Raw genomic sequence first — 26,416 nt, forward strand, 5'->3', positions numbered from 1 at the left:
GATATTAGTATATCATCAAATACATAGAAAAAGACGACTTCTTATGGAAATCGTCTCTTAATTATATAATTTCAATAAATCGTACTTCACCTTTTTTTAATGGTAAGAATACATGATCATGATTTAAAATCGAAGGAATTGTTTTCTTTTTGGTAGAATAGATATCCTTTAATTTTGTAAACTGGCGATCAAAACGTTGTTTTAATGGTTCCAGGTTTCCATAAATTTCATGGTCATGTTCCAAGTCAGTGTTGGCAACTACTAATAGAATTCGATCTTTTTTTACTAAGTAACTTCCTAATGCGTAAGTATCTTCGTTACGGAAGATAGCGGCCATGTTCTTTGACTTGCTATGCAATTCTTTGATGTAATCATGACGTAAGTCTTTTAAGTCAATTAACATATTACGAAGTGTTGGATCATAATCATTATAAGTGAAGTAGAAAGGATCAAACAATGCTAGTTTATTGTAGCGTGGATCACTTTCTGGTAAGTTATAACGTTCACTCTCATCACAATCCAGACCTAAGTTCATTGGTTGGATTTCAAATAGTTCCTGTCCTGAGTTCAGGAAGGCTACAGTATTGGGGAAGAACAGATTCATAGCTGTAAGCATGATATTCAAATCTTTCTTTCCTGGTTTTGAAGTAACGCGACAAGTGTCGTGTGATTCACTATATCCAAACACTGGACAAGCCAGTGTTGGAACTTTTGCATAGAATGTTTTTAACTTCCCTTGCTGGATTCTGCTTTCTTCACTAAATCCATTTCCAATGATGACGTTATATCCTTTTTTCTTGGATGCAGCAGCTTTACCAATATCAAGTTCTTCATCAATAAAACAGATATTAGGGTCATAATCCCTTGCTTTACTTATAATCTGCTGTACCAGCGGTAACGGTAGTGCGTGTCCCATATCGATACGCACACCGTCAATACCAAATGTTTTCTGGTAGTAAGGAACAATGTTTGCTATTTGGTCCCATAACTTCTGATTGGGCTTCTGACAAGGATACAGACTTGATTTCGCACTGTCAAACAATAGGTATGGTGCATGGTCATTTGCCACATGACAGCTCGCTAAATCGTTGTTATCAAGATACATTCGCAGATAAGTTACATCACTCCATACTGGTTGTGGGTCATTGATCCAATCGGAGAATGCAGGTGCTACTACTAAATTAAATTCTTCCTTGATTGCATCAAGCAGAGATGTATTCTCTTCTTTGCAACGTTTCACTAATTCTTTATATTTTTTTTCATCTAATGTTTTAGGATCATATTGGAAATACTTCAAGAACTCTCTTGTCTGTTCTTGGGTATAGACAACTTCCATGTGTTTTTTAGTAGCAGGAATTAATTTTTCCAACATATCGTAATATGGTAGTGCATATTCCTGTTCTTTATCCGCTTGAATCCAATAGAACCAATCTGGATGTTTTTCAATCCAAACACTATCACGTGCACTGGTTCTAGGAATAATATCCATAATGACACGAATATCATAGAAGTGACAAGCTTCAAAGAATGCTTTCGCCTGTTCTTCCAGAGTCATTTCATCCAGCATTGGGTCGTAAAGATTTTCATCCAATGCCATTGGATTAGAAATAGCATAAGAAGAACCAAAGTCACCTTTTTTATATGCTTCACTCGTTTTAAAGAATGGAAGCAAATATAAAGTATCAATTCCCATCTCCTTAAGATAAGGCAAGATAAAAATTTGTTTTAGGAAGGTTCCACTTTCTTTAAATCCATCATGGTTAGTCACTTCCATTACTTTATTTTGGTCATGGTCATAACTACTGCTGGTACGAACCATAGAAGAATAAACAAATGCCTTTTTAATCCAGTTACCACCATTCTTCTTTTCATCGTGCAGTAATGAGATTGGCTGCAGATAATTTCTAGTTGATCTACGTTTATAAATATACTGTAATCCACTTGCATAGAAATCATAAGGATTTATCTGCAAGTTATGTTTTGATACTTCTTTAGAATCTTGATATGGAAAAAACTGAAACATATCAGGAACTATATAACTTATGCCCTCCTGGAATGTATCTTTTTTCTTTTCTAAATTCTTAATTGCTTTCTTAATAAATTTCATAAATACCTCGCCTAGATAATTATAGGATATTGTTCCTATAAAATAAACTAAAATATGATATAATTTCAACTGATGGGGGTGTTTGTATGGATATTGAAAAAATAGTGAATGAAGAGAAGCAGAAGGACTATTTTAAACAACTAGCTAGATTTGTTAATAGCCGATATATCAATTCTACCGTATATCCACCAAAAGAAAAGTTATTTGCTTGTTTAAAAACATGTGATATGAATGATGTGAAAGTAGTTATTCTTGGACAAGATCCATATCACCAAAGAGGACAGGCGATGGGTCTTTCTTTTTCGGTGCCTAGAGGAATTAAGGTGCCACCTAGCTTAGTAAATATCTATCAGGAATTACATGATGATATTGGAATGGATATTCCAATACATGGAGATTTAACTGCTTGGGCAAAACAAGGAGTACTATTACTTAACACTGTGCTCAGTGTAGAAGACAGTAATCCCAATTGTCATCGAGGTAAAGGATGGGAAATATTTACTGATCGTATTATGAGTGAATTAAATAATTATGATAAACCACTTGTATTCTTATTGTGGGGAAAACCAGCACAAGAGAAAGCAAGACTGATAACGAATCCAAAACATTTATTATTAAAGACTGTGCATCCATCACCATTGAGTGCATATCGTGGATTTTTTGGATGTCGACATTTTTCACAGGCAAATGCCTTTTTGAAACAGAATGGAAGAACACCAATAGATTGGAGAATAGAAGCGTGAGATTTAATAGTTCCTATGAAGTGATTGAAAAGATTGAAATAAAGAAACGTAATGGTATTGAGTTAAAAGCTTTCAAAGCGTTTATGGATTCAATTGGCAATCCACAATTAAAATTAAAATGTATTCATGTCGGTGGGACAAATGGAAAAGGGAGTACAACCAATGCTCTTCGCAGTGTCCTTCAACAGAATTATAAAGTGGGTACATTTACATCACCATATTTAGAGACGCATCATGATCGTATTCGTATCGATGATGTTTTTATTGATGATCAGAGTATTGTTGATTATGCAAATGAATATTATGATGCATGGCTAGAATATGGATTAAGTATGTTTGAAATTGATATGTTTATTGCAGTTCAGTACTTTATTGATCACAATGTTGATATTGCAGTATTTGAAGTAGGTCTTGGAGGAAATCAGGATGCTACTAATATTATTGATCCAATGGTAAGTGTTATAACTAATATTGGACTTGATCATATGGAGTTTTTAGGAAATACGTATACATCGATTGCAACTGCAAAAGCAGGAATTATCAAAGAAGGAAAAGCACTGATTACAGCTGAAAAGCGAGAAGAGTGTTTATCTGTGTTTAGAACTACTTGTGAAGAAAAACATGCACAAATGATTCAGTGTAGTGAACTTAGTGATATTTATGTTGATGATGTTCTTCACTTTACTTATCGTGGTTTAAAAATAAAACAAAATACAATTGCGAAATATCAGGCATACAACTCTGCGATTGCGATTGAAACATTATTTTATTTAAGAGAAAATAATTATATTGAATGTAGTGATACGGAAATTAAAAAAGGAATTTATAATGCAGTATGGAAAGGACGTTTTGAGGTTGTCAGCAAACATCCTTTGGTGATTGTTGATGGCGCTCATAATGAAGAAGGAATGCGTGCACTAGTTGACTCGTGTGCAGATTATGATAATATTAGAATATTGTTTAGCGCATTAGCAGATAAACCTTATCATAAAATGCTGAAGCAACTATATCGTTTAACGGATGATATTACGGTGTGTGAATTTGATTTTCCACGTGCTGCTAAAGCTGAAGTGATTGCAGAAGGATTTGATGTAAACATCATTCATGACTACAAAAAAGCAATTGATACATTAGTAAATGAAGATAAGACTTTGCTGATTTGTGGTTCTCTGTATTTTATTTCTGATGTGAGAGACTATTTTCTGAAGAAAGGAGAGTCTACTCTTTAAGTAGAAGTTTTAGAATGTACGCGTTTTTAAAACGCGGAATTTACGCCTGTGGAGTGCACGCACGTTTGAAGCAGGAATTCTATTGCTCATAGTGAGTAGCAATTATTGAAATGTCAATGAATGCAATTATTAGTCAAGTAGTATGTTTTTTATGTTTAGCAGGATTATTTGGATATGTATTTAAGAAATATCCATTAAAGCCAACGATTAAAAATCTGGTATTAGCATCGCTCTTTGTATTATTAGCGGTTATCCTAAATGCCATATCGGTGATGATTCCCTTGTTTGGGGTTCCATCCGTTAAATTATCGTTTGCTTTATTACCATTGATGATCGCTGGAGCTGTCTTATCGCCAAGTTGGTCATATCTGGTAGGATTAATATTTGATCTGGTAGGTCTAATGATTACACCTACATCGTTTCCGTTTTTAGGATTTACCCTAAGTCATGTGTTAGTGTCAACACTGCCATCGCTGTGGTATAAGCGAAATGTGAAACTAAAACCACAGAATATTTATCGTCTAATCAATATCAGTTTTATTGTGTTAGGATTGATTGCTTCTGCATATGTAGTTCAGGTAGATACCATACAGATCAGTGAACAGAGTTATGAAATTACAATGATTATGAAATTAGCTGTTATTGCCTTTATTACTGCAGCGATTCTAATTATCTTCCTTATCTTATATTATTTAAGAAAGAAGATGAATCAGGAGGTCGCTGAAGATCTGGCAAAATGGATAGTTGTCGCACTACTTTGTGAAGTGTTGTACAGTATGATACTGACACCACTCTGGTTGGATGTAATGTATGGAATTCCATGGTGGATTTCAACATTCATTCGAATTGTAAAAGCATGTGTGATGATACCACTCAATATCATTGTTGGATATAGTGTACTTAAAATAGTAAGAAGAGTTTATCATTAATAAAATAAGGAAGTCCAATTTGGACTTCCTTTTATACACCTTCAATTACGTTTAATAATTTTACAAATTCACAGATACCTTTTTCCATCATTTCAAAATCAATGTTTTCACCATGTTCTTTTTGATAATGCTTATATCTTTGTTCCAGCATTTTTAATATGCTTTTTACTGTAGCTTCCCCTTTTTCAGTAAGGATTAAATTTACTACACGAACATCTTCATTGTTGCGTTTACGGACAATGAAACCTAACTCTTCGGATTTTCGACAAAGTGTAGATGCATTTGTCTGTTGAATATCAAACGCTTTTGTTACACTACCAACACTCGTTAGACTTCCTGAGTAGATTCCCATTATTAATGCCATTTGATTTGTGCTTAAATCCTCAGTCCCAGCAATTCTCGACATGAGTTTAGAAAGCTGTACACGCATTTCCTGTCCACCAGTAATTAAATCTTTCCAACCGTGCTTTTGTGTTTTTATCATTTTACTTAACTCCTTCAACCTATTTGTAATACAATTTATCACTACTATTATCATATCACGTAATTAAGTAAAATGCGTGATTTTTCTGTGACAGTTTTTTAATGTTTTATGTGAAACAAAATATTAAAGATAAGAGAACTTAATAGATAGAATTGTTAAAAATCATGTTGAAATATTAACTGCTTCTGTCACTCATTGTTTGATAATAAATTCACATGTTAGAATGTTATTTTTCCCTTTTGTTAAAGGGGAAATGAGAGTATAATAAGTATGGTTAGTTATAAAGGAAAAGAGGTAATTAGATGTTAACATGTATGCTTGATAAGATTAATGGTAAGAATGTGCGTATTGTATTCCCGGAAGGAACAGATGATCGAATTCTGGAAGCAGCATTAAGACTGCACAAAGAAGAGATTTTAGTTCCTGTTTTGTTAGGAAACAAGGATGAAGTTAAGGCAAAGGCTGATGAACTAGGATTTAATATTGAAGGGATTGAAATTGTAGATCCACTGACGTATGAAAATATTGATGATATGGTTCAAAAAATGGTTGTTCTTAGAAAAGGGAAAATGGATGCAGACCAATGTCGAGAAGCATTAAAGAAAACAAACTACTTTGGAACAATGCTTGTAGCAGAAGGACTTGCTGATGGTCTTGTTGGAGGAGCTACGTATTCAACTGCGGATACAGTACGTCCAGCACTTCAGTTAGTAAAAACAAAACCTACATCAAACATTGTATCAAGTGCATTTATTATGGCACGTGGACAAGAAAAATATGTAATGGGTGATTGTGCAATCAACATTATGCCAAGTGAAGATGACTTGGTGGAAATTGCAATTGAAACAGCAAACACAGCTAGAGTGTTTGGGGTAGAACCAATTGTAGGGATGTTGTCATACTCAACACTAGGATCTGGTAAAGGTGAAGCAGTTGATAAGGTTAGAAATGCAACAGAACGTTTAAAAACAATGAAAGTTGATTTTGCAGTAGATGGAGAATTCCAGTTTGATGCAGCAATCTCACCAACAGTTGCTCAAACCAAAGCAAAGGATTCAGATGTTGCAGGTAAATGTAATACATTTATCTTCCCAAATATTGAAGCAGGAAATATTGGATATAAAATTGCACAACGTCTGGGAGGTTTTGAAGCATGTGGACCAATCCTTCAGGGATTGAATGCTCCAATCAATGATTTAAGCCGTGGATGTAATGCAGAAGAGGTATATAAAGTAGCAATTATTACAGCTGCTCAAAAATTTATTTAAGTTTTAAGAACTTCAGAATTTTCTGAAGTTTTTTGCTGTTTAATGATAAATTGATATTACTTAAGGTTTGTGATACATTTTGAAGGAAGATATAAAAGAGGTATATTAATGAAAACAAAATGGTCTCATCACTTATATTCATATTTAAATAAACAGGATAGTGTTAATTGGAATGTTAGTTTTACGATTAATAATGAAGAATTATATGTGAATACTTCAGAGCGTATTCTTAAAACAATTGAAACAGCAGATAATAAAATAGCACATGTGTTTTCTGGTGAATATGTAGTAAAAAAAATTCATCTGAATATTACAGATGGTAAAATAATAACTATTGATAAAAAAGTAAGCTCTTCTATTAATCGAAAAACAACTAAAATAATATCTCCTGATTCCAAGCATTATTACTTTGATGAGTATGATGTGTTTATGTCTGCAAAGTGGACAATGTCTTGCCGAAACGTAAAGACAGATGAAATCATATGGAATCGAAATATTCGACATTGGCTATATACAGAGGTAGAACATAAAAGTGGAATTTTATATTTTAGTACACAAGGGAATGGAGGTCTTTTCTATGCATTGTGTTTGGCGACAGGGGAGATACTATTTTCTTATTCAAATAGTGCTGTTGAATACTATTGGATAAAAGATAACATTTTAATATGTGATAAAAATCAATATTGGATTCTAATTGATAAACAAAATGGATTCGTAATTGATAAATGTCCAGTACCAGGAGATTTGTTATATGTAAATGATAATTATATTTATCTTTTATATAAAAAGTATAATCGTTCAAATAGAACGTATGAGTCAAATTTATGTTGTATAGAATTATAATATGTATAAGAAAATATCTTTAAAATTTAAAAAGATATTTTTTTTGTTTTTTTGTGAACGATTTAGAAAAAAAATACGACTAATGTTTGGAAACAAGGCAAACTACCAAGAAAAATATGGTACTTTTTTCACTACTACATAGGGTCATTGCAGAAAATTCCATTTATTGACCGAAAACGACATGATTTCATTTGAGTGCGTGGCAATTGTAGTGAGAACGTAGTATATTTAAGGTAGATATTAAACGCACGAAGGGGGAAGACACATGAGAGCTAATAATATGATTGCAATGATTCTGGCTGGTGGTAGAGGTTCAAGACTTCACGCACTAACGGATAAAGTTGCAAAGCCTGCAGTTCACTTTGGTGGGAAGTATCGTATCATCGATTTTCCATTAAGTAACTGTGCCAATTCCAACATTGATATTGTTGGAGTTCTGACTCAATACGAGTCAATTTTACTGAATGCCTATGCTAGTCAGGGGCAACGTTGGGGGTTAGATACCTTCGATAGTGGGGTATATGTATTACCACCACGAGAAAAAGCAGATTCTGATTTAGACGTGTATCGTGGTACTGCTGATGCGATTACACAAAACATTGATTTTCTTGATCAATATAATCCAGAATATGTTTTAATTTTATCCGGTGACCATATCTACAAAATGAACTATGAAGAAATGCTTCGTTATCACCGTAAGATGAAAGCAGATGCAACAATTGCGGTTTTAGAAGTAGATATAAAGGAAGCCAGTCGTTTTGGAATCATGAATACCGACAGTGAACAACGAATTGTTGAGTTTGAAGAAAAACCAGAAAAGCCAAAAAGTAATCTGGCAAGTATGGGGATTTACATCTTTGATTGGAAACTACTACGTAAGAAACTGATTGATGATGCGAAAGACAAACAGTCAAGTCATGATTTTGGAAAGGATATCATTCCAAACTTATTGGATGAACATAAGCGTCTATATGCTTATACATACAATGGATATTGGAAGGATGTAGGAACCATTGATTCCCTATGGGAAGCAAATATGGATCTGCTCTACAAGAATGATGAAATAAATTTAAATGATCCAGACTGGAAAATTTATACGGAGGATACTCCTTCGGTTCCACAATACATCAGTGAAACTGGTGAAGTTATTCACTCTTATGTAAATCAGGGGTGTATGATTGAAGGAAAAGTAGAACGTTCAGTTTTATTCAATGGAGTAAAAGTTGGCGTTGGCGCAAAAGTAACGGATGCTGTATTAATGCCAGGTGTTGAGATTGGTGAGAATGCAGTGGTAAATCGTTGCATTATTGCAGAAGGAGTAAAAGTTGGTGCGAATACAAAGGCAGGAAATGCAAAAGCAGAGCATATTGAGCTTATTTCCCAAAATGTAAAAAGTGACAATAAAAAGAAGAAAGGGGGAGTGAACAATGTGTAATGCATTTGGAGTGCTTGTTTTCTCAGGAAGCAATGTTCATATCGATGGGTTGGAAGACTATCGTTCAGTTGGTTCTATCTCGCTGTTAGGGAGATATCGTATTATTGATATTCCGTTATCAAATATGACGAACTCAGGAATTGAAACGATTCAGATGTATGTAAATCGTAGTCCTAGAAGTATTATTGATCATGTTGGAACTGGTAGACATTACAATATTAACACCAAAAGAGGTGCATTGAATATTATGTTTGGTCCTGATCGATCATTATCAAAGTTCTACTTAAATGATATTGCTTCATTTAACTATAACCGAGCTGCAATTGAAGCGATGAACCAGAAGTATGTGGTAGTAACAACGAACTTTATGTTGTATAGTGTAGACTTTAATGATGTGATTGAAGAACATCGTCAGACAGGTGCTGATATCAGTGTACTCTACAAGAGTGTAGATGATGCGAAAACTAATTTTATTAATTGTGATACATTGCATTTAAATAAGCAAAAAGGTGTATTGTCGATTGATCGTAATCAGGGAAATACCAAAACAAAAAATATTTCATTAGAAACATATGTAATGAGTAAAGATATTTTCTTGGCAATGATTGATCAGGCAGTTCATACAAGTTCATTATATTGGATGCGTGATATTCTAAATGATGCAGCTAGTTACTTAGATATTCGTGGTTACCAATATCGTGGATACCTTGCAGCAATCAATTCATTTGAATCTTATTATCGCTGCAATATGGAGTTATTAAATCCAAAAGTTCGTTCTCGCTTATTTAAGGAAGAATGGCCAATTTACACAAAGACAAATGATTCTTCGCCTACTCATTATTTTGAGACAGGTAGTGCAACTAGTTCTATCGTATCGAATGGATGTTGTATTGAAGGTCGTATTGAAAATAGTGTAATCGGACGTGGATGCTTTATTAAAAAGGGCGCGATTGTTAAAAATAGTATCATTTTCCCAGGTAGTGTTATTGGAGAAGATGTAAAATTGAATAATGTAGTTGTCGACAAACGTGTTGAAATTAATCAGGTGAAGGATGTAAAAGGAACAGATGAACATCCGGCATATGTTCGACGAAACGATCGGATTTAGGTGGTGATGCTATGAAACAAATATTATTTGTAGCAGCAGAAGGATTACCGTATGTGAAAAGTGGTGGTCTTGCAGATGTGATTGGATCTTTACCAAAAGCCTTGCAGCATCAAGGTGCAGAGGTAAGAGTCATTATCCCCCTATATCTGCAGATAGCTAAGAAGCATCGTAAGGAGTTTAAATTCGTAGTTGAGTATACCGTTAATATTAATTATCAGGAAGTACCTGTTAGAGTATATCAGGGTGAACATCAAGGTATTACCTATTACTTTGTGGAACACCAGGGATACTTTGAAAGGGGTGTTTTATACGGCTACGATGATGATGGCGAACGCTTTGCATATTTCCAGAAAGCAGTACTAGAATTACTTAATCAGTTGGATTATTTTCCTGATATTCTTCACTGTCATGACTGGCATACAGGAATGATTCCGGTAATGTGCAAAGAGAATTATCAAAATGATAAACGTTATCATAATATCTATCATGTGTATACGATTCATAATCTTGCTTATCAGGGGAATTTCTCTCGTGATATGCTAGACAGTTGTTTAGGTTTAGATATGAGTTTATATGACAATGGAAATGTTCGCTTTGATACAGGTATCAGTTTTATGAAGAGTGGAATCGTCTATGCGGATCAGGTGACAACAGTATCGCCAAATTATGCGCAGGAAATTCTGACTTCTGAGTATGGTGAACATCTGGAGCATGTACTTCAGATGCGGGCGCATAATTTAACTGGTATTGTAAATGGTATTGATACCGATGAATGGAATCCAAAAGATGATAAGTTTATTCCTTGTCACTACAATAAAGTAAGTGTGTTCAAGTGTAAGAGTGAAAACAAACTTGCTCTGCAAAAAGAGTTAGGCTTAAAACAGGATAAAGATATATTCTTACTTGGTTTAGTTACCAGACTTACAGATCAAAAAGGTCTTAACTTAGTTCTTGAACAAATGAAGTGGATGATTGAAGCAAATATGCAGGTAGTGATTCTTGGTAGTGGTGATGGTTATATTGAAGATGAATTCAGAGCAGTAGAGGCTGGTAATAAAGGGAAGTTTGTATTCTATTGTGGATATAATGAAATTCTAGCTCATCAGATTTATGCAGCTTCTGATGGATTCTTAATGCCATCAAGATTTGAACCATGTGGAATATCACAGTTAATCTCACTTCGTTATGGTACGCTTCCTCTAGTTCGTGAAACTGGTGGATTAAAAGATACCGTTATTCCATATAATGAATTTACTGGTGAAGGTACTGGTTTCTCATTTGCTAATTTCAGTGGCTGGGAAATGATGGAGTGTATTCATCGAGCACTGTATGTTTACTATGAAAAACCGAAAGCTTTTCGTCAGTTGATGAGACAGGCAATGAATGTTGATGTCAGCTGGGAAGTAAGTGCAAAAGAGTATATGCAACTCTATAATCAAAAATAAATTATAAAGAATGAAAAGACATCGTGAGTTACTGAAACAAGCGATGTCTTTTTCAGTAACAAGAAAATGTATTTTCATTCGATAAACAGTTGACTTCATGAATTAAAGTTTTATAATATATACAATTAAATCATGAGAAAAACGTAAGGAGGATTATCATTTATGGCATTTTATTTTAAAGAACCATCACGCACATTCAGTGAATACTTATTAGTTCCAGGTTACTCATCACCAGAGTGTACACCAGACAAGGTTTCACTAAAAACCCCACTTGTGAAATTCAAAAAGGGTGAGCAACCAGCAATTACGATGAACATTCCAATGGTGAGTGCAATTATGCAATCAGTATCTGGTGAGCGAATGGCAGTTGCGCTTGCAAAAGAAGGAGGAATCTCTTTCATTTACGGTTCGCAGACGATCGAAGAAGAAGCAGAGATGATTCATAGAGTAAAATTGACAAAAGCAGGATTTGTTCCTAGTGATTCAAATATCAGACCAACCGACACATTAAGAGATGTTGTTGCACTTAAGAAGAGCACAGGGCATGGTACAATCGCAGTTACTGATGATGGTACAGCAGAAGGTAAAATGGTTGGAATGGTCACTACACGTGACTACCGTGTGTCTAGAATGAGTTTAGATACAAAAGTTTCTGAATTTATGACACCATATGAAAAGTTAATCTATGGAAAAGATGGAATTAGCTTATCAGAAGCAAATGATATTATCTGGGATAACAAGTTAAATGCGTTACCAATCATAGATGATAAACAACGTTTAAAATATTTTGTATTTAGAAAAGATTATGATTCTCATAAAGAAAATCCAAATGAATTATTGGATGACCAAAAACGTTACATTGTAGGAGCTGGTATTAACACCAGAGACTACGCAGAGCGTGTTCCTGCATTACTTGCAGCTGGAGCAGATGTATTATGTATTGATTCAAGTGAAGGGTTCTCAGAATGGCAGAAACTAACAATTGAATGGATTCGTGAAAACTATGGAGATACAGTAAAAGTTGGAGCAGGAAACATTGTCGACAGAGATGGATTCCGCTTTCTGGCAGATGCTGGTGCTGACTTTATTAAAGTTGGTATTGGTGGTGGTAGTATTTGTATCACTCGTGAACAAAAAGGAATTGGACGTGGACAGGCAACTGCATTACAGGAAGTTGCTGCAGCACGTGATGAATACTATGAAGAAACAGGAATTTATGTTCCTATCTGTAGTGATGGAGGAATTGTTCATGATTACCACATGACACTTGCATTAGCTATGGGATCAGATTTCTTGATGTTAGGACGTTACTTCTCAAGATTCGATGAAAGTCCAACAAAGAAAATTAATATGAATGGTACTTATATGAAAGAGTACTGGGGAGAAGGAAGTGCACGTGCACGTAACTGGCAACGTTATGACGTTGGTGGTGAAGGTGAACTTTCATTTGTGGAAGGTGTAGATTCTTACGTTCCTTACGCAGGTCCATTAAAAGATAACATTGGCTTATCATTAAGCAAAGTTAGACATACAATGTGTAACTGTGGTGCATTAAGTATTCCTGAAATGCAGGAAAAAGCAAAAATTACGCTTGTATCTTCTACTAGTATTGTAGAGGGCGGGGCTCATGATGTAGTTGTTAAAGAGAACAATTACGACCAAAATAAATAATTCAATTTAGAGCTGACAAATAAGTTGGCTCTTTTTTTGAACTCTTTTTTAAATTTTTACGACTAATTTACGTAATTGACTTGACCTTTTTTAGACAACTGAGGTCATTCTAGTGAAAGAGAAAGACAAGGAGTATCGAATGGGCAGAAAAATAGATCCAAAATATGTAAAAGCACTGCAGGAAGGCGAGACTGGGGCTTTTAGTGAAATCTATGAATTTTATAAGCAGCCACTGTTTTACTTTATCTTATCAAAAGTAAAAAATGTATCGGATGCTGAAGAAGTGTTACAGGAAACTTTTATTAAAGTGTATCGACACATTCATTCTTTAAAATCAACAGATTCTTTTCATGGTTGGATTTTTTCAATTGCCTATAATGAAGCAAATCGCAGTTTTACAAAAAAACGTGATTTAACAAGTGATGATGAGGAATACAACATAGAAGAAGCAGTCGTCGCAAATGATAACCCATCATCTGACATCTACAAGAAAGAAGTGCTAACAGCAATTACAGAAGAACTAGCAAAGCTATCACCCAAATATCGGGAAACAGCTGAGATGCGATATCTGGCTGGTTTATCAATCAAAGAAATAGCACAACAGTTAGATGTTGCACCAGGAGTTATTAAAAGTCGCTTATACAATGTACGTTCAACGGTAAAACCACGATTAAAAGAACGTGGTTATGAAACCAGATACTTCTCTTTTGCAGGAATACCTTTATTATTACTGTTGATGAGACAGGTGTGGAAAAACGATACAGTTTCTAAAAACTGTACCAACGAGCTCTATCAGGAATTAGATATTGAGCAGAGGTCTACTACACCAAAGTTTTATCATTCCCTTCTAAACGGTAGTCTTATAAAAATAGTAATGGCTGTAATTGTCTTTTCGATTTCATTGACACTAATCTTACGAATGACATTCCCTGATAATCAAATCAGAAATTACATTCAGTTTGGTGATAACAGTATAGATACAATTATTGAAAAGTATAGAAATGGAGAACGTGATGGATTTGGAGATATTTCTTATGATCAAAACCCAACTAGAGAATCAGTTAAAGTAGAAATTGATCTTATTAAAGAGTTGGATGAGCAAGAAATCAAAATCTTATATGTAAAGACTGAACAAGAATTTGAAATAAGAAATAATCAATTACTCTTTTATGCCCAAGAAAATGGAGAATATGTAGTAGAAACATCTAACTGGAAAGAGCAAATCGTTATTTCCAATATAGATCCATACACACCTGAAGTTACAGATGCACTTAAATATAATGATAAGGTAGTATTTCGTATCTTGGATGAGCAAAACAAGATTGATTATAAGAATTCTTACTTTGAGTATAAAAATCAAACCTATACGTTTACATCTAGCCATCAGATAGATGGTTACTTTGATGGAAAAGCAAAATTAATAATTGTAGATAATACTGGACAAAGAAAAGAGTATAACTTTGATTTTTCACTTCAGTAATCATGAAGGGTATACTGAAGAAATTAAAATTATACATAACTAGAATGTTCAAGGAGGAAAACATGAAATTGAAAAAGGGCAAATTAATTCTGTCTATGTTAGTTGCGACAATGTTATGTGCAAGTCTGTTTACAGGAATGACACAATTGTCAGCAGATGAGATTGAACAAACAGAAAATGAAGTAGAAACTATAGAAAATGAAATAGAAGAAGATGTTATAAAAGAAGAAGAATCGCAGGAAATAGAAGAGACGACTGATGAAGCAAATGTAGAGACAACAACAAACCAAACTGTAGATGCGGTTGTGCAAACAAGTGGGATTACTACTTATGCATTAACTGATCCAGCTTTTCCTGCATCTTCACAATCATTACACGATGCAATTTTGCTAAACTATTCATCAATTGATAGCGATGGAGATAATGTTATTAGTATTGGTGAAGCGAATGCTTATACAGGAACAATATCTTTGAATAACAAATCAATTACAGGAACACTAGATGGGATTGAAAATTTCATTAATATAAAACGTATTTACTTAGCAGACAACCAATTAAGTGGATCAATTCCTAGTGGAATCGGAAATCTAGGATTTATGGATATATTACATTTATATAATAATCAATTAACAGGAAGTATACCTGAATCATTAGGGAATAATACTTCATTAACACAGTTACGTTTGCAGTTTAATGAATTAACGGGAGAAATTCCTTCATCACTTGGGAATCTTACCTCTTTGTCTATTCTTTACCTACATGAAAACCAATTAAGTGGTTCAATTCCTACTACTTTAGGAAATTTATCATCACTTACTTATCTTTGGTTGTATGGTAATAATTTAACAGGAAGTATCCCTTCAGAGTTAGGGAATCTTACTTCATTAATACAATTGCAATTGAATAGAAATGATTTAACAGGAGAAATACCTGCATCTTTAGGAAATTTATCATCACTTACATATTTATCATTATCTATGAATAATCTAAGTGGAGAAATCCCTGTGGAGTTGGGGAACATGTCTTCTCTGAAAACCTTGTTTTTGTATACAAATAATCTTACAGGGAATATACCAGTTGAATTGGGTAATGTAACTACCTTGCAGGATATAAGACTTTATGGCAATCAGTTAAGTGGTGAAATACCAAGTGAATTAGGTAATCTTACAAGCCTACTGCATTTACGTTTACAATACAATAACTTATCAGGTTCAATTCCAAGTGAACTGGCAGGACTTACATCATTAACTACAATATACTTACATGAAAATAATTTATCAGGAGAAATACCTTCATCTATCAGTACGATTTCAACTTTGGAAGAACTAACGATTAATGATAATCCTAACCTTACAGGAAATATTGCAAATTTATTTAATACACATCCAGCCATAAAGATAATGATTGTAAAAGGAACTAATACTGTTCAAGATAAACCAACCGCTTCAACTTTAGAAATCTATATTGCAGATATTTTGAATGATGATAGGGATAATTTATTAGATGGAATGACACAGGCTCAAATTGATGAACAATTAACACTAATTGATTCTTTGATTCAATTAAAAAATGTTGAAGCAGGGTCAGGAACAATTTATGATGTCATAATTGAAAAATTAAGAACTGAATTAGTCGCTGCACAAAACATGGTAGAAGCAAAAGATTTAGTTGTTGATTTATTGAAACCAGATGGAACAAACCTTAACGATGGTGTTGGACAAGCAGAAGTTGATAGTGCACAAACTGCTGTAGATAAACTTCCAGCAGGAGAACTAAAAGATGAACTACAAAAAGAAATTGATACTGCACAAAATATGCTCAATGCAATTGAAGCAGTAGATAATTTATTTGACGCAGATGGAACAATTAAGGATACAGTAGTGCAAACTACAATAGATGATGCACAAGACTTGGTAGATTTATTACCATCTGGAGAATTGAAAACACAACTTCAAGATAAGATTAATGAAGCACAAAGACAACTAGACGAAAAAGATGCAAAAGCCAAAGTAGAAGATTTGTTTACTGATGGAAGTCATACAAATATAAAGGATACAACTGATCAAACTGCAATTGATAATGCTCAGGATGCAGTCGATAAACTTCCTATTGGAACAGCGAAGGATGAATTGCAAAAAGAAATTGATAAAGCACAAGATATGCTAGATGCAAAAGATGCAGTGGAAGATTTATTCAATGAAAAGAAAGATAACTTAGCTGATGGTATAACTCAGAAAGATATCGACAATGCACAAGATTTAGTGAATAAGCTTCCAAATGGAGATTTGAAAGATCAATTACAAAAAGAAATTGATAAAGCACAAGAAATGTTAGATGCGAAAAATGTGGTAAATGATTTATTGGATAAAGATGGTAATCTAAATTCTGGAGTAACCCAAGAGGATATTAATAATGCACAAGATTTAGTAAATAAGTTACCTGATGGGGAACTGAAAGATCAATTACAATTAATTATTGATGAAGCTCAGAAACAATTGGATACATCTGTTATTCAAAACCCTTCAGTAGATATACCAACGGTTGTAAAACCGTCTGTAACACCAAATACAAGCGTTACAAACAATGGTACAGTGAATACAGGAGATATGACAGATACTACTGCACTATGGATGTTACTTCTATTATCAGCAGGATATCTGACAATAAGAAAACTAAAAACAAGATAATAATGTTAAGAGGACAGTGATGTCCTTTTAATTTTGATTTTTCTCAGTCATATGATTAGTCTTCCAATTGTTGAAATGATACACTATGATTGTAAATTTGAAACATAAAGGAGAAGAACAATGAAATTTATTAAATGTGAAGAATGTGATTCGATTGCTGTTGTATTAACAGATGGAAAGTTTTGCTCAGGGGAAGAAAATGAACTTACTCCTAATACGGTAGATGCAGCTACTGAAAAACACGTACCATATGTTACTGTAGATGGAAACACTTTGAAGGTTCAAGTTGGGGAAGTGGAGCACCCAATGGTAGAAGAACACTTTATTCAATGGATTGTGGTTGAAACTAAGGATGGAATGATGATGAAGAAATTACATCCAGCAGAAAAACCATATGCAGAGTTTAATATTGAAGGTGAAGAAGTTGTTGCAGTTTATGAGTACTGTAATTTACACGGTCTTTGGAAGAAGGAAATGTAAAACTGGGATGGAAACATCCCTTTTTATTTGGACTATTCTAAATCATCTTAGAAGTCATATAAAAAGAAGCGACGTTTAATACGCTGCTTCTTTTAGTTCATTGATAATTTTGGTTACTTCATTCACATCGATATTAGAATATAAGTCATCATAGTATTCAACTAGTTTCACTTCATCGTTAGCATCGACAATAAATACTGATTTTACTAATGAACTGATTTCATAAATATAAGTACCAGTATATCTTGCAAAGTTACGAAGTTTGAAATCGGATAAGAATTTAAAGGTTTTTAATTTCTTTCCTGATCCTAAACGTTTTTGGGTATATACAGGTTCATTTGAAATCAGATAGAAATCAATATCTTCAAAGTCCGCAAAGATAATATCAAGCTTTGCAATTTCTTTCATGATTGCATGATTTCCAAATGATGGAACACTAATATATACTTTATTCTTTTTAATTGAGTGAAGATCGATTTCTTCTTCACGATTATCATTGATAATAATATTCGGTAATCTGTTTCCCACCGTAAGCGGTTCCAGATTTCGCGTATAAATCTGTTTCTTCTGCATAAAAAATCTCCTTGTTATTATTATAGTATAAATATCTAAAATATAGTAGTTTAAAAATGTGAAAATATTCTCAAAAGCCTTTAACTAACAATTGTTAAGTGTTATAATGATAACGATTTGAAAATAGGAGGCTAGTATGGCAAAGAGAACTGTAAAAGATTTAGATGTAGCAGGAAAACGCGTTATTTGTCGTGTTGACTTCAACGTCCCAAGAAAAGACGGAGTTATCACAAATGATAATCGTATTGTGCAGGCATTACCAACAATTAATTACTTAATTGAAAATAACGCAAAGGTTATTTTGATGTCTCACTTAGGTAAAATCAAGACAGAAGAAGATAAAGCTAAAAACAACATGGATGTTGTTGCGAAAGCATTAGCAGAAAAAGTAAACACAAAAGTTGTTTTCTCTTCAGTAACTAGAGGAGAAGAATTAGAAAATGCAGTAGCTAATATGAAAGATGGAGAAATCGTTCTTGTTCAAAACACACGTTACGAACCAGGAGAAACAAAAAATGATCCTGAATTAGCAAAATACTGGGCAAGTCTAGGAGACTTATTCGTAGAGGACGCATTTGGTTCTGTTCATAGAGCACATGCTTCTACAGTAGGAATTGCTTCTATCTTACCTAACGCACTTGGATTCTTAGTAGAAAAAGAAGTTACAATGTTAGGAAAAGCAGTAGACAACCCTGAAAGACCATTTGTTGCAATTATTGGTGGAGCGAAAGTTTCTGATAAAATTGCAGTAGTTGATAACTTGCTTAAGAAAGCTGACAAAGTTATTATTGGTGGAGGTATGGCTTATACTTTCATGAAAGCTATGGGTGGAGAAATCGGAACTTCTCTATTAGAAGAAGATAAAGTTGCTCTAGCAAAAGAATACTTAGACAAAGCAGGAGACAAACTTGTATTACCAGTTGATAATGTATGTGCTGACAAGTTTGCTGCTGATGCAGATATTCAAGTGTGTGAAAGTGGAAAAATTCCTGAAGGTTGGATGGGATTAGACATCGGACCTAAAACAATCGAATTATTTGAGGAAACATTACAAGGTGCAAAAACTGTTGTATGGAATGGACCTATGGGTGTATTCGAAATGGAACCTTTCGCAAAAGGTACATTAGCTGTATGTACTGCAATTTCTGAATTGCCAGGTGCTACTACTGTAATCGGTGGTGGTGATAGTGCAGCTGCTGCAATCCAATTAGGATTCGCTGACAAGTTCTCTCATATCTCTACAGGTGGAGGAGCTTCATTAGAATACATGGAAGGAAAAGAATTACCAGGTATTGCGGTAATTTCTGATAAATAAGGAGAACAAACATGAGAAAACCAATTATTGTTGGAAACTGGAAAATGAATAAAACAATCGCAGAAGCAAAAGCTTTTATTGAAGCATGTGATGCGAATGCACATGATGGAGCAACGTTTGGTGTTGCAACTTCATTTATTGCGTTGAATGATGCAAACAAGTTAGCTAAGAACTTAATCGTAGCTGCTGAAAACTGTCACTTCGAAGACAATGGAGCATTTACTGGAGAAGTATCTGTACCAATGTTGGAAGAAATCAATGTTAAATACTGTATTATTGGACACTCTGAAAGAAGAGAAATGTTTGGTGATACTGATGAAACAGTAAACAAGAAAGCAAAAAGATTAATTGATGCTGATATTACACCTATCCTTTGTATTGGTGAAACAGAAGCTCAATATGATGCTGGAGAAACTGAAAAAGTTATCCGTGATCAATTGACTGGATCTCTTGCTAACCTTTGTCCAAAATGTGTTTCAAACATGGTTATTGCTTATGAACCAATCTGGGCAATCGGAACTGGAAAAAGTGCTACTAAAGAAGATGCGCAAAACTGTTGTGCAATCGTACGTGACCAGGTAAAGGTTATGTATGGTGATGATGCTGCAAATGCTGTTAGAATTCAATACGGTGGATCAGTGAAACCTGAAAACATTGTTGAATATATGGCATGTCCAGATATTGATGGTGCTTTAATTGGTGGAGCTTCTCTAAAAGAAGATTCATTCAATGACATTATGTCAAAAGTAAAATAATTTAAATACAAAGTAATCTTGTTGAAGTAGAAAATGGTTCTCTACACACCTTGTTTATATGAGGTACCTGAGATGATGGATACACCGCCCATCCAACAATTTATTTTGAAACCTTGCCGCCTGATACTGGGTGGCTTTTTATGTGTTACAATTAGATGGTGTTATTAACTGATTGGAGAAAAGAGATGTTGAAAAGTAATCGATTAAAACATATTGGTAAAGATAGAGTTGTTATTGATAGTAATGATAGTTTTGCCTATGTATTACCATGTGATAAGTTACAACATTTAATATCTAATTTTACGATAACTTTTCCAGATGAAATTGATATTTCAGATAACTATACTGTGTTACCTCATGGAAGTGTTACATTAGTTTTCTTCAATAATGCTACTGGATTACATAGTTTATTGTTTGGCCCCACAACGCAACCAAAGGTAGTTGGAGATATGGCGAATAAATGTGATATTATTTTTATTATTGAATTTCAACCAGCAGGATTCTTTCCGTTTAGTAAGATTAAACAAAATGATTTAATAAATGAAATCTATTCATTTTCATTTATTAATCCAGTTCTTGATTTTAAGATGAAAGAGATATTTAAAAAGACTGAGACAGCAGAAGAATTACTTACAACTATGGAAGAATTATTACTACAAAATATCCAGTATAATTATCCAGTACAGCTTGCTTCTGCGATATCACTGATTACGCAAAAATCAGGAATGATTACAGCTGAAGAAGTATCATCAGTAGTTGGATATAGTAATCGTCAGTTGAATCGATTCTTTAATGAGTATCTGGGGATGAGTATGAAGGCATTTTCTAGAATTGTTAGAATTAATAATTCCTTTCGATTATTAAATAATTCAAAAGAATCACTGTCAGTAATAACTGAAAAATTAGGATACTATGATGTTTCGCATTTTGTGAAAGACTTTAAAATTGTTTGTGGTATTCGTCCAGATGAATATCGTAAAAACTTGTCCGATTATTACAGTGAAGTTTCTAAGTTTTAGTTTTATACTTACCTTACATATAAAAGAAAGGATGAAACTATAATGGAATTTAAAGGAACATTACTTGTCGTAGAAGATATAGAAAAGGCAAAAGTATTTTATCGCGATGTTTTAGATCAGAAAGTCACAATAGATTTAGGAGATCATGTAGCATTGGAGAATGGGCTTGCTTTGCAGGCAAATTATGCACAGGTTGTTGGGCAACCAATGAACACAGTTTATGGAGCGAACAACTTTCAGATATATTTTGAAGTGCAAGATATAGTAAAGTATGTGAATCGTATAAAAGAGGATGGATCAATTCATTTTGTTCATGATGTAAGAGCGTATCCTTGGGGACAACAGGCTTTTCGAATTTGTGATACAGATAAGAATGTTATTGAAATTGCAGAGGATATGAATGTTGTGATAAAAAGATATCTTGATAAAGGATTATCGGTTGAAGAAGTATCAGAAAAAACAATGTATCCAGTTGAATATATTAAAACGATAATGTAAAGAAATGCCAGTTACTATATGATTAGTAATTGGCATTTCAATTTTAATATTTTGATATGTTGTAATAAAAGTTTGAAATATTATCACGATATTCCTGAGGAGTAATTCCACATACTAATTTGAAGTCATGGGTAAAATGTGGTAAGTCATGAAATCCTGCAGTTGCGGAAATATTAGTTAAACTATTGTCAGGTTTCTTAAGTAAACGGAAGGTGTTGTTGATTCTAAGTAACCTTAAATATGACTTTGCGCTAATACCTACATATTGTTTAAAAATTCTATTTAACTGACGTTCACTGTAGTAACTGTTTTCTGATATTTCTTTTACTGTAATATCTCCACTACATTCTTTTATAAGTTTTAAAATTCGTCTTAACTCAGGATGATATTTTGGATTCATATTTGATAATAATAAATCATCTAGGTTTGTAACTATTTCGTGAATACTGTCAGCATCTTCAATTGCTTCTAATAATAACTTGCTGATAATAGGGTCAATAGCTGCAAGTGAAAGGTTTTCATCAGCTAACTCACTTTGGCTTATTTTAGTTAATGCATATAATCCAGCTGGTTTAAATTCTATCGTTACCATAATTTCCAGTTGATTCGATTGTTTACCAACAGTGTATGGTTTTGTTACAGGTCCATGTAATTCAATGTACATTCCATCCTTATCCTTTTTAATTGCAATGGTTGAACATCCACAAGGCATCACAGTAAAACTGTTGGGCATTAACTCTTTGGTTGGAAATGTAATGTTATAATTTGAAATGTATTCACTTAATTCAGAATGAGGAACAATACATATATATTCTTCTGTTTGAAGTAATATACGACTAGAATCCTCAAATTTCTTAATATCTTTTTTGAAAATCATAATCCCACTCCTATCGATTGATTAATACTCTAATTATAGCAGAAAGTATGTTTTGAAACAGTTCTAATAAATGAAAATAATTGAGTTCTTTAAATGGAATATTTTCTTTTACTATCTATAAATTTATGTTACAGTTATGAAAGACTTGAGGAGGAAAGTTTGTATATGAAAAAGTTTGGATTATTTGCCTTAGTGTTAGGGCTAATGACATTAAGTGCATGTGGAGGGTCTGATGATGAAGCCACAAAAGATGAAAAAAAGGAAGATGAAGTTGCGGATGAGCAAAAAGATACGCTAACAACATGTTCTGTAGAAAATGAAACAGGTGAATTGACAGCTGTTATTCATGATATGGATGAGAATGTTGTTAAATTTGAAGTTACTTCTACAATGAAATACAGTGATGGTATGACAAAAGAAGATGCAGAATTGAGTATTGCTGAAAGTAAAGAATCTGCACCAGAGGGTGTAATATTTGGTGGAGAAGCAAATGATGATTCTTATACAGTTGTTATGGAAATCGATTTAACTGAAATTTCAGATGAAAATTTAAAAGAACTTGAAGGTTCATTCCCAGTTGAGAATGTGAAAACAGGATCAGCAGAAGACTTTGTCAAAGGTTGGGAAGAAATGGGATTAACTTGTAAATAGAAATAAAAAAAGGAAGAATTTAATATCTTCCTTTTTAAATGTCAATTTTTGAAAATACTTCACCAATTGGTTGATTAATTACTAAGTCAGCCTGATGAGTTTCTTTGGTTGGTGTTTTGTTGATTTCAATCAGATGTTTTCCATTAAAGTTGTCAACTAACCCAGCAGCTGGATATACAACGAGTGATGTTCCACCTACAATAAGTGTATCAGCTTGTTGAATATATTCTATAGCTTTGTTTAAGTCATTTATGTTGAGGCTTTCTTCATATAATACAACGTCTGGTTTAACAATCCCATCACAAACAGTACAGTGAGGAACTCCATCACTGTTGGCAATAAATTCAGCATCATAGAACGTATGGCATTTCATACAATAATTGCGATGAATACTGCCGTGAAGTTCAATTACATTGTTAGATCCTGCCAATTGATGCAACCCATCAATATTCTGTGTAATTACTGCTTTTAATTTTCCTGTCTTTTCTAATTCTGCCAGTTTTATATGAGCAGGATTTGGTAATGCTGTTAAACAGATGACCCGGTCTTTGTAGAACCTGAAAAACTCTTCGCTAAACTCATCAAAGAAAGTACGACTAATTATGGTTTCAGGAGGGTAAGCATATTTTTGATTATACAATCCATCTTTGCTGCGAAAGTCGGGGATACCACTTTCTGTTGATACCCCAGCTCCACCAAAAAAGACAATATTATTGCTGTTTTTAATAATCTCATTTAGTTGTTCTATTGGTTGTGTTTTCATAAGTAAATCCTCTATGATTAATTATAAATCAAATTATAAAAAAATACAGCCATCTATAGTAAGTGGCTGTATTTAAGTTTATTATGCAGTGTATTTGTTCATCCAATCTGTAATTTCTTGCAGTCTGACTAAACGGTTGTTTGGTTTACCACTACGACTTAGTTCATGGTTTTCACCATGGAACAATACCATTCTTGTTTCTACACCTAAATCTACTAAAGCGGTGAAGAATTGTTTTCCTTGTTCTTCTGGACAACGATAGTCTTCATCACTATGAATGATTAATGTTGGTGTCTTCACATTCTTAATGTATTTAAGAGGTGAGTGTTCCCAAAGTTTTTCTGGAGTATCCCATACATTTCCTTTGTTTTGATCTTCAGTGAAGTGGAATCCAATATCACTTGTTCCATACATAGAAACCCAGTTACTAATACTACGTTGGGTTGCAGCACTTGCAAAACGATCCGTGTGAGTTACAATCCAATTGGTCATAAATCCACCATAACTTCCACCAGTAACGCCAACACGTTTATTGTCAATTGCTGGATACTTGTCTAAAACAACATCCGTGAATTTCATTAAGTCATCATAATCGATAGTTCCATATTTTCCAAAGATATCCATAAAGTCATTTCCTCTTCCATCACTTCCTCTTGGATTAGTGAAGAAGACAAAGTAACCTAGGTTTGCCCATGCCTGCATTTCATGGTAATACACAGTTCCATAAACCGTTTTTGGTCCACCGTGAATATCCAAGATTGCTGGATATGTCTTATTAGGGTCATAATCATAAGGTAATAGTACCCAACCTTTGAAATCAATACCATCATTTTCGAAAGTAACTTCCTGAGGTGCTGCTACATATTTACCATCTAGTGCAGTATTGGCATTTGATAGTTTTGTAACTGTACCATCATATTTATATACTTCCTGTAAATCAGTATCGTTCATTCCAACGTAATAAATTGTATCTTCATAGATATCAAAGCAATCGATACTTCCGTTGATAGAATGTGCTTTTTTTATTTCATTTCCATCATATACATATAGTGAAGCAAATTCATCCACTGTGCTTAGGAAGTAGAATTTATCACCTACTACTTTTTGTGAACGACCACCTCCATAACGACAGTCACTACCAACACTGTTCCAAGTACTCATATCTGGATTAATAAGAAACTCAACAGTTTTGCTTTCCTTATTATATAAGAAGAACTTTATGTTTTCGTTATTTCCATGTGTCACTTCTTTGTTAGCCATAAATAGAATATTGTCTTTATAGTAGAACGCACCTGCCATTGAATATTCTTTTTCTTCAACCAATTCAGTTATATCATTAGTTGTTAGATTTACTTCCCATAAACTTTCTTTTAATGTAGGTCTGGCAATTGCTTTTGATGCAACAAATAATAATTTATCGTTTGAAGGATGAATTTCAAAGTCATATACATCAATAGCTGGATCGCTTAGTGGTGTTAACTTGTCTTCCTTACTATTATAGCGATACAGACGGGTTACCTTTTTATTTGTATAGCCACCACCATTCATTACGAATGGAATTGATGTAAGAACTTCAAAACCTTTTAAGCTGTCTTTCTTCTTCAGCATCTCATCCTTTTTACCATCATCAATCAAGTGTCCATAACGCGTATCATATCCAATTAACAGAATATATTCATCATCACTTAATTTTTCAATTTTAGAAACTGGATAAGGTATTTCAAATGCTTTTACAGCTTCTCCACCAGTTAATGATAGCTTATAGAAAGAAGTGAATTCTTCTCCTTTTTCAAGACGTTCCTTCTCACTTTTCTCTCTTGCTGCAGGAAACATAATTGTATCATTATCTAAAAATACATAACCTCTTACATCATGAGAACCAGTTAGTGAAATCGTTTTATTATCGCTAATCATTTCAATATCACTTTGGTAATTATCATTATCTTTATCAGGTGTGTGTTTTACATACAACACACGATTTCCATCTTTACTAACATTTAAATTACTTAAGAATTTAAATTGCAGAAAATCATCTAATTGAATTTTATTCATTGTA

General features: G+C 33.6%; 23 protein-coding genes. 17 read left to right on the top strand and 6 right to left on the bottom strand.

Features of this window, described 5'->3' with window-relative positions; all coding sequences use genetic code 11:
* Positions 1 to 61 precede the first annotated feature (61 nt).
* The gene (locus J2S15_RS10345; RefSeq protein ID WP_307407992.1) at positions 62 to 2,107 is read right to left on the bottom strand and encodes an alpha-amylase family glycosyl hydrolase; all 2,046 of its coding nucleotides are present in this window, start codon (positions 2,105 to 2,107) and stop codon (positions 62 to 64) included.
* An 86-nt stretch (positions 2,108 to 2,193) separates the two neighbouring features.
* Between J2S15_RS10345 and ung the strand changes: the two genes are divergently transcribed.
* The 3 genes from ung (at position 2,194) to J2S15_RS10360 (ending at position 5,008) form a co-directional block, all read left to right on the top strand.
* Positions 2,194 to 2,850, top strand: a complete 657-nt coding sequence (gene ung, locus J2S15_RS10350) for a uracil-DNA glycosylase (RefSeq protein ID WP_307407994.1) — start codon at positions 2,194 to 2,196, stop codon at positions 2,848 to 2,850.
* Entirely contained in the window at positions 2,847 to 4,079 is a 1,233-nt protein-coding gene (locus tag J2S15_RS10355; RefSeq protein WP_307407995.1) for a bifunctional folylpolyglutamate synthase/dihydrofolate synthase, read from the top strand. Before ung ends, J2S15_RS10355 begins: the two co-directional genes overlap by 4 nt.
* Positions 4,080 to 4,189: 110 nt before the next feature.
* Positions 4,190 to 5,008, top strand: coding sequence for a folate family ECF transporter S component (locus J2S15_RS10360; RefSeq protein WP_307407997.1), 819 nt, complete (start codon positions 4,190 to 4,192; stop codon positions 5,006 to 5,008).
* A gap of 31 nt (positions 5,009 to 5,039) precedes the next feature.
* Here J2S15_RS10360 and J2S15_RS10365 read toward each other — a convergent pair whose 3' ends face one another.
* Entirely contained in the window at positions 5,040 to 5,492 is a 453-nt protein-coding gene (locus J2S15_RS10365; RefSeq protein WP_307407999.1) for a MarR family winged helix-turn-helix transcriptional regulator, read from the bottom strand.
* 302 nt (positions 5,493 to 5,794) lie between these two features.
* Between J2S15_RS10365 and pta the strand changes: the two genes are divergently transcribed.
* The 9 genes from pta to J2S15_RS10410 all read left to right on the top strand — a co-directional run bounded on the left by pta (position 5,795) and on the right by J2S15_RS10410 (position 17,909).
* On the top strand, positions 5,795 to 6,760 hold the full coding sequence (pta, locus tag J2S15_RS10370) for a phosphate acetyltransferase (RefSeq protein WP_307408001.1): 966 nt from the start codon (positions 5,795 to 5,797) through the stop codon (positions 6,758 to 6,760).
* A 108-nt stretch (positions 6,761 to 6,868) separates the two neighbouring features.
* A complete protein-coding gene (locus J2S15_RS10375) occupies positions 6,869 to 7,603 on the top strand; it encodes a hypothetical protein (RefSeq protein WP_307408003.1) in 735 nt (244 codons plus the stop codon).
* Positions 7,604 to 7,868: 265 nt separating this feature from the next.
* Complete coding sequence (locus J2S15_RS10380) at positions 7,869 to 9,038, top strand: glucose-1-phosphate adenylyltransferase (RefSeq protein WP_307408005.1); 1,170 nt, start codon at positions 7,869 to 7,871, stop codon at positions 9,036 to 9,038.
* Entirely contained in the window at positions 9,031 to 10,146 is a 1,116-nt protein-coding gene (gene glgD / locus J2S15_RS10385; protein ID WP_307408007.1) for a glucose-1-phosphate adenylyltransferase subunit GlgD, read from the top strand. The genes J2S15_RS10380 and glgD overlap by 8 nt, the downstream gene beginning before the upstream one ends.
* 11 nt (positions 10,147 to 10,157) lie before the next feature.
* Positions 10,158 to 11,591 (top strand): glycogen synthase GlgA, encoded by a 1,434-nt coding sequence (glgA, locus tag J2S15_RS10390; protein ID WP_307408009.1) that lies wholly within the window; start codon positions 10,158 to 10,160, stop codon positions 11,589 to 11,591.
* Between the two features lie 162 nt (positions 11,592 to 11,753).
* Positions 11,754 to 13,262 (top strand): IMP dehydrogenase, encoded by a 1,509-nt coding sequence (locus J2S15_RS10395; protein ID WP_307408011.1) that lies wholly within the window; start codon positions 11,754 to 11,756, stop codon positions 13,260 to 13,262.
* A gap of 139 nt (positions 13,263 to 13,401) precedes the next feature.
* A complete protein-coding gene (locus J2S15_RS10400; protein ID WP_307408012.1) occupies positions 13,402 to 14,742 on the top strand; it encodes an RNA polymerase sigma factor in 1,341 nt (446 codons plus the stop codon).
* A gap of 62 nt (positions 14,743 to 14,804) precedes the next feature.
* The gene (locus J2S15_RS10405) at positions 14,805 to 17,429 is read left to right on the top strand and encodes a toxin Cry1Ac domain D-VI-related protein (RefSeq protein WP_307408014.1); all 2,625 of its coding nucleotides are present in this window, start codon (positions 14,805 to 14,807) and stop codon (positions 17,427 to 17,429) included.
* Positions 17,430 to 17,549: 120 nt separating this feature from the next.
* A complete protein-coding gene (locus J2S15_RS10410) occupies positions 17,550 to 17,909 on the top strand; it encodes a desulfoferrodoxin family protein (RefSeq protein WP_307408016.1) in 360 nt (119 codons plus the stop codon).
* 75 nt (positions 17,910 to 17,984) lie between these two features.
* On the opposite strand, the gene J2S15_RS10415 is transcribed toward J2S15_RS10410, so the two are convergent.
* Positions 17,985 to 18,482 (bottom strand): thioredoxin domain-containing protein, encoded by a 498-nt coding sequence (locus tag J2S15_RS10415; protein ID WP_307408018.1) that lies wholly within the window; start codon positions 18,480 to 18,482, stop codon positions 17,985 to 17,987.
* A gap of 136 nt (positions 18,483 to 18,618) precedes the next feature.
* Here J2S15_RS10415 and J2S15_RS10420 point away from each other — a divergent pair, with 136 nt between their 5' ends.
* The 4 genes from J2S15_RS10420 to J2S15_RS10435 all read left to right on the top strand — a co-directional run bounded on the left by J2S15_RS10420 (position 18,619) and on the right by J2S15_RS10435 (position 22,069).
* The gene (locus J2S15_RS10420; protein ID WP_307408020.1) at positions 18,619 to 19,797 is read left to right on the top strand and encodes a phosphoglycerate kinase; all 1,179 of its coding nucleotides are present in this window, start codon (positions 18,619 to 18,621) and stop codon (positions 19,795 to 19,797) included.
* A gap of 11 nt (positions 19,798 to 19,808) precedes the next feature.
* Positions 19,809 to 20,552, top strand: coding sequence for a triose-phosphate isomerase (gene tpiA, locus J2S15_RS10425; RefSeq protein ID WP_307408022.1), 744 nt, complete (start codon positions 19,809 to 19,811; stop codon positions 20,550 to 20,552).
* Positions 20,553 to 20,737: 185 nt separating this feature from the next.
* Positions 20,738 to 21,571: a helix-turn-helix domain-containing protein gene (locus tag J2S15_RS10430; RefSeq protein ID WP_307408024.1), complete on the top strand. Its 834-nt coding sequence runs from the start codon at positions 20,738 to 20,740 to the stop codon at positions 21,569 to 21,571.
* A 42-nt stretch (positions 21,572 to 21,613) separates the two neighbouring features.
* Positions 21,614 to 22,069: a VOC family protein gene (locus J2S15_RS10435; RefSeq protein WP_307408026.1), complete on the top strand. Its 456-nt coding sequence runs from the start codon at positions 21,614 to 21,616 to the stop codon at positions 22,067 to 22,069.
* Positions 22,070 to 22,112: 43 nt separating this feature from the next.
* Here J2S15_RS10435 and J2S15_RS10440 read toward each other — a convergent pair whose 3' ends face one another.
* Positions 22,113 to 22,946 (bottom strand): AraC family transcriptional regulator, encoded by an 834-nt coding sequence (locus J2S15_RS10440; RefSeq protein ID WP_307408029.1) that lies wholly within the window; start codon positions 22,944 to 22,946, stop codon positions 22,113 to 22,115.
* Between the two features lie 165 nt (positions 22,947 to 23,111).
* Between J2S15_RS10440 and J2S15_RS10445 the strand changes: the two genes are divergently transcribed.
* Entirely contained in the window at positions 23,112 to 23,597 is a 486-nt protein-coding gene (locus J2S15_RS10445) for a hypothetical protein (protein WP_307408032.1), read from the top strand.
* Between the two features lie 34 nt (positions 23,598 to 23,631).
* Here J2S15_RS10445 and J2S15_RS10450 read toward each other — a convergent pair whose 3' ends face one another.
* Complete coding sequence (locus J2S15_RS10450; protein ID WP_307408034.1) at positions 23,632 to 24,360, bottom strand: NAD-dependent protein deacylase; 729 nt, start codon at positions 24,358 to 24,360, stop codon at positions 23,632 to 23,634.
* Positions 24,361 to 24,441: 81 nt separating this feature from the next.
* Positions 24,442 to 26,412, bottom strand: a complete 1,971-nt coding sequence (locus tag J2S15_RS10455) for an alpha/beta hydrolase family protein (protein ID WP_307408036.1) — start codon at positions 26,410 to 26,412, stop codon at positions 24,442 to 24,444.
* Positions 26,413 to 26,416: the final 4 nt, after the last annotated feature.

This window comes from Breznakia pachnodae, assembly GCF_030814225.1.
Lineage (GTDB): Bacteria > Bacillota_I > Bacilli_A > Erysipelotrichales > Erysipelotrichaceae > Breznakia > Breznakia pachnodae.

Bases quoted from the DNA above. Each gene is read 5' to 3' on its own strand.
- J2S15_RS10345 (WP_307407992.1), bottom strand. From the start codon at position 2,107: ATGAAATTTATTAAGAAAGCAATTAAGAATTTAGAAAAGAAAAAAGAT.
- ung (WP_307407994.1), top strand. From the start codon at position 2,194: ATGGATATTGAAAAAATAGTGAATGAAGAGAAGCAGAAGGACTATTTT.
- J2S15_RS10360 (WP_307407997.1), top strand. From the start codon at position 4,190: ATGTCAATGAATGCAATTATTAGTCAAGTAGTATGTTTTTTATGTTTA.
- J2S15_RS10365 (WP_307407999.1), bottom strand. From the start codon at position 5,492: ATGATAAAAACACAAAAGCACGGTTGGAAAGATTTAATTACTGGTGGA.
- pta (WP_307408001.1), top strand. From the start codon at position 5,795: ATGTTAACATGTATGCTTGATAAGATTAATGGTAAGAATGTGCGTATT.
- J2S15_RS10375 (WP_307408003.1), top strand. From the start codon at position 6,869: ATGAAAACAAAATGGTCTCATCACTTATATTCATATTTAAATAAACAG.
- J2S15_RS10380 (WP_307408005.1), top strand. From the start codon at position 7,869: ATGAGAGCTAATAATATGATTGCAATGATTCTGGCTGGTGGTAGAGGT.
- glgD (WP_307408007.1), top strand. From the start codon at position 9,031: ATGTGTAATGCATTTGGAGTGCTTGTTTTCTCAGGAAGCAATGTTCAT.
- glgA (WP_307408009.1), top strand. From the start codon at position 10,158: ATGAAACAAATATTATTTGTAGCAGCAGAAGGATTACCGTATGTGAAA.
- J2S15_RS10395 (WP_307408011.1), top strand. From the start codon at position 11,754: ATGGCATTTTATTTTAAAGAACCATCACGCACATTCAGTGAATACTTA.
- J2S15_RS10400 (WP_307408012.1), top strand. From the start codon at position 13,402: ATGGGCAGAAAAATAGATCCAAAATATGTAAAAGCACTGCAGGAAGGC.
- J2S15_RS10405 (WP_307408014.1), top strand. From the start codon at position 14,805: ATGAAATTGAAAAAGGGCAAATTAATTCTGTCTATGTTAGTTGCGACA.
- J2S15_RS10410 (WP_307408016.1), top strand. From the start codon at position 17,550: ATGAAATTTATTAAATGTGAAGAATGTGATTCGATTGCTGTTGTATTA.
- J2S15_RS10415 (WP_307408018.1), bottom strand. From the start codon at position 18,482: ATGCAGAAGAAACAGATTTATACGCGAAATCTGGAACCGCTTACGGTG.
- J2S15_RS10420 (WP_307408020.1), top strand. From the start codon at position 18,619: ATGGCAAAGAGAACTGTAAAAGATTTAGATGTAGCAGGAAAACGCGTT.
- tpiA (WP_307408022.1), top strand. From the start codon at position 19,809: ATGAGAAAACCAATTATTGTTGGAAACTGGAAAATGAATAAAACAATC.
- J2S15_RS10430 (WP_307408024.1), top strand. From the start codon at position 20,738: ATGTTGAAAAGTAATCGATTAAAACATATTGGTAAAGATAGAGTTGTT.
- J2S15_RS10435 (WP_307408026.1), top strand. From the start codon at position 21,614: ATGGAATTTAAAGGAACATTACTTGTCGTAGAAGATATAGAAAAGGCA.
- J2S15_RS10440 (WP_307408029.1), bottom strand. From the start codon at position 22,946: ATGATTTTCAAAAAAGATATTAAGAAATTTGAGGATTCTAGTCGTATA.
- J2S15_RS10445 (WP_307408032.1), top strand. From the start codon at position 23,112: ATGAAAAAGTTTGGATTATTTGCCTTAGTGTTAGGGCTAATGACATTA.
- J2S15_RS10450 (WP_307408034.1), bottom strand. From the start codon at position 24,360: ATGAAAACACAACCAATAGAACAACTAAATGAGATTATTAAAAACAGC.
- J2S15_RS10455 (WP_307408036.1), bottom strand. From the start codon at position 26,412: ATGAATAAAATTCAATTAGATGATTTTCTGCAATTTAAATTCTTAAGT.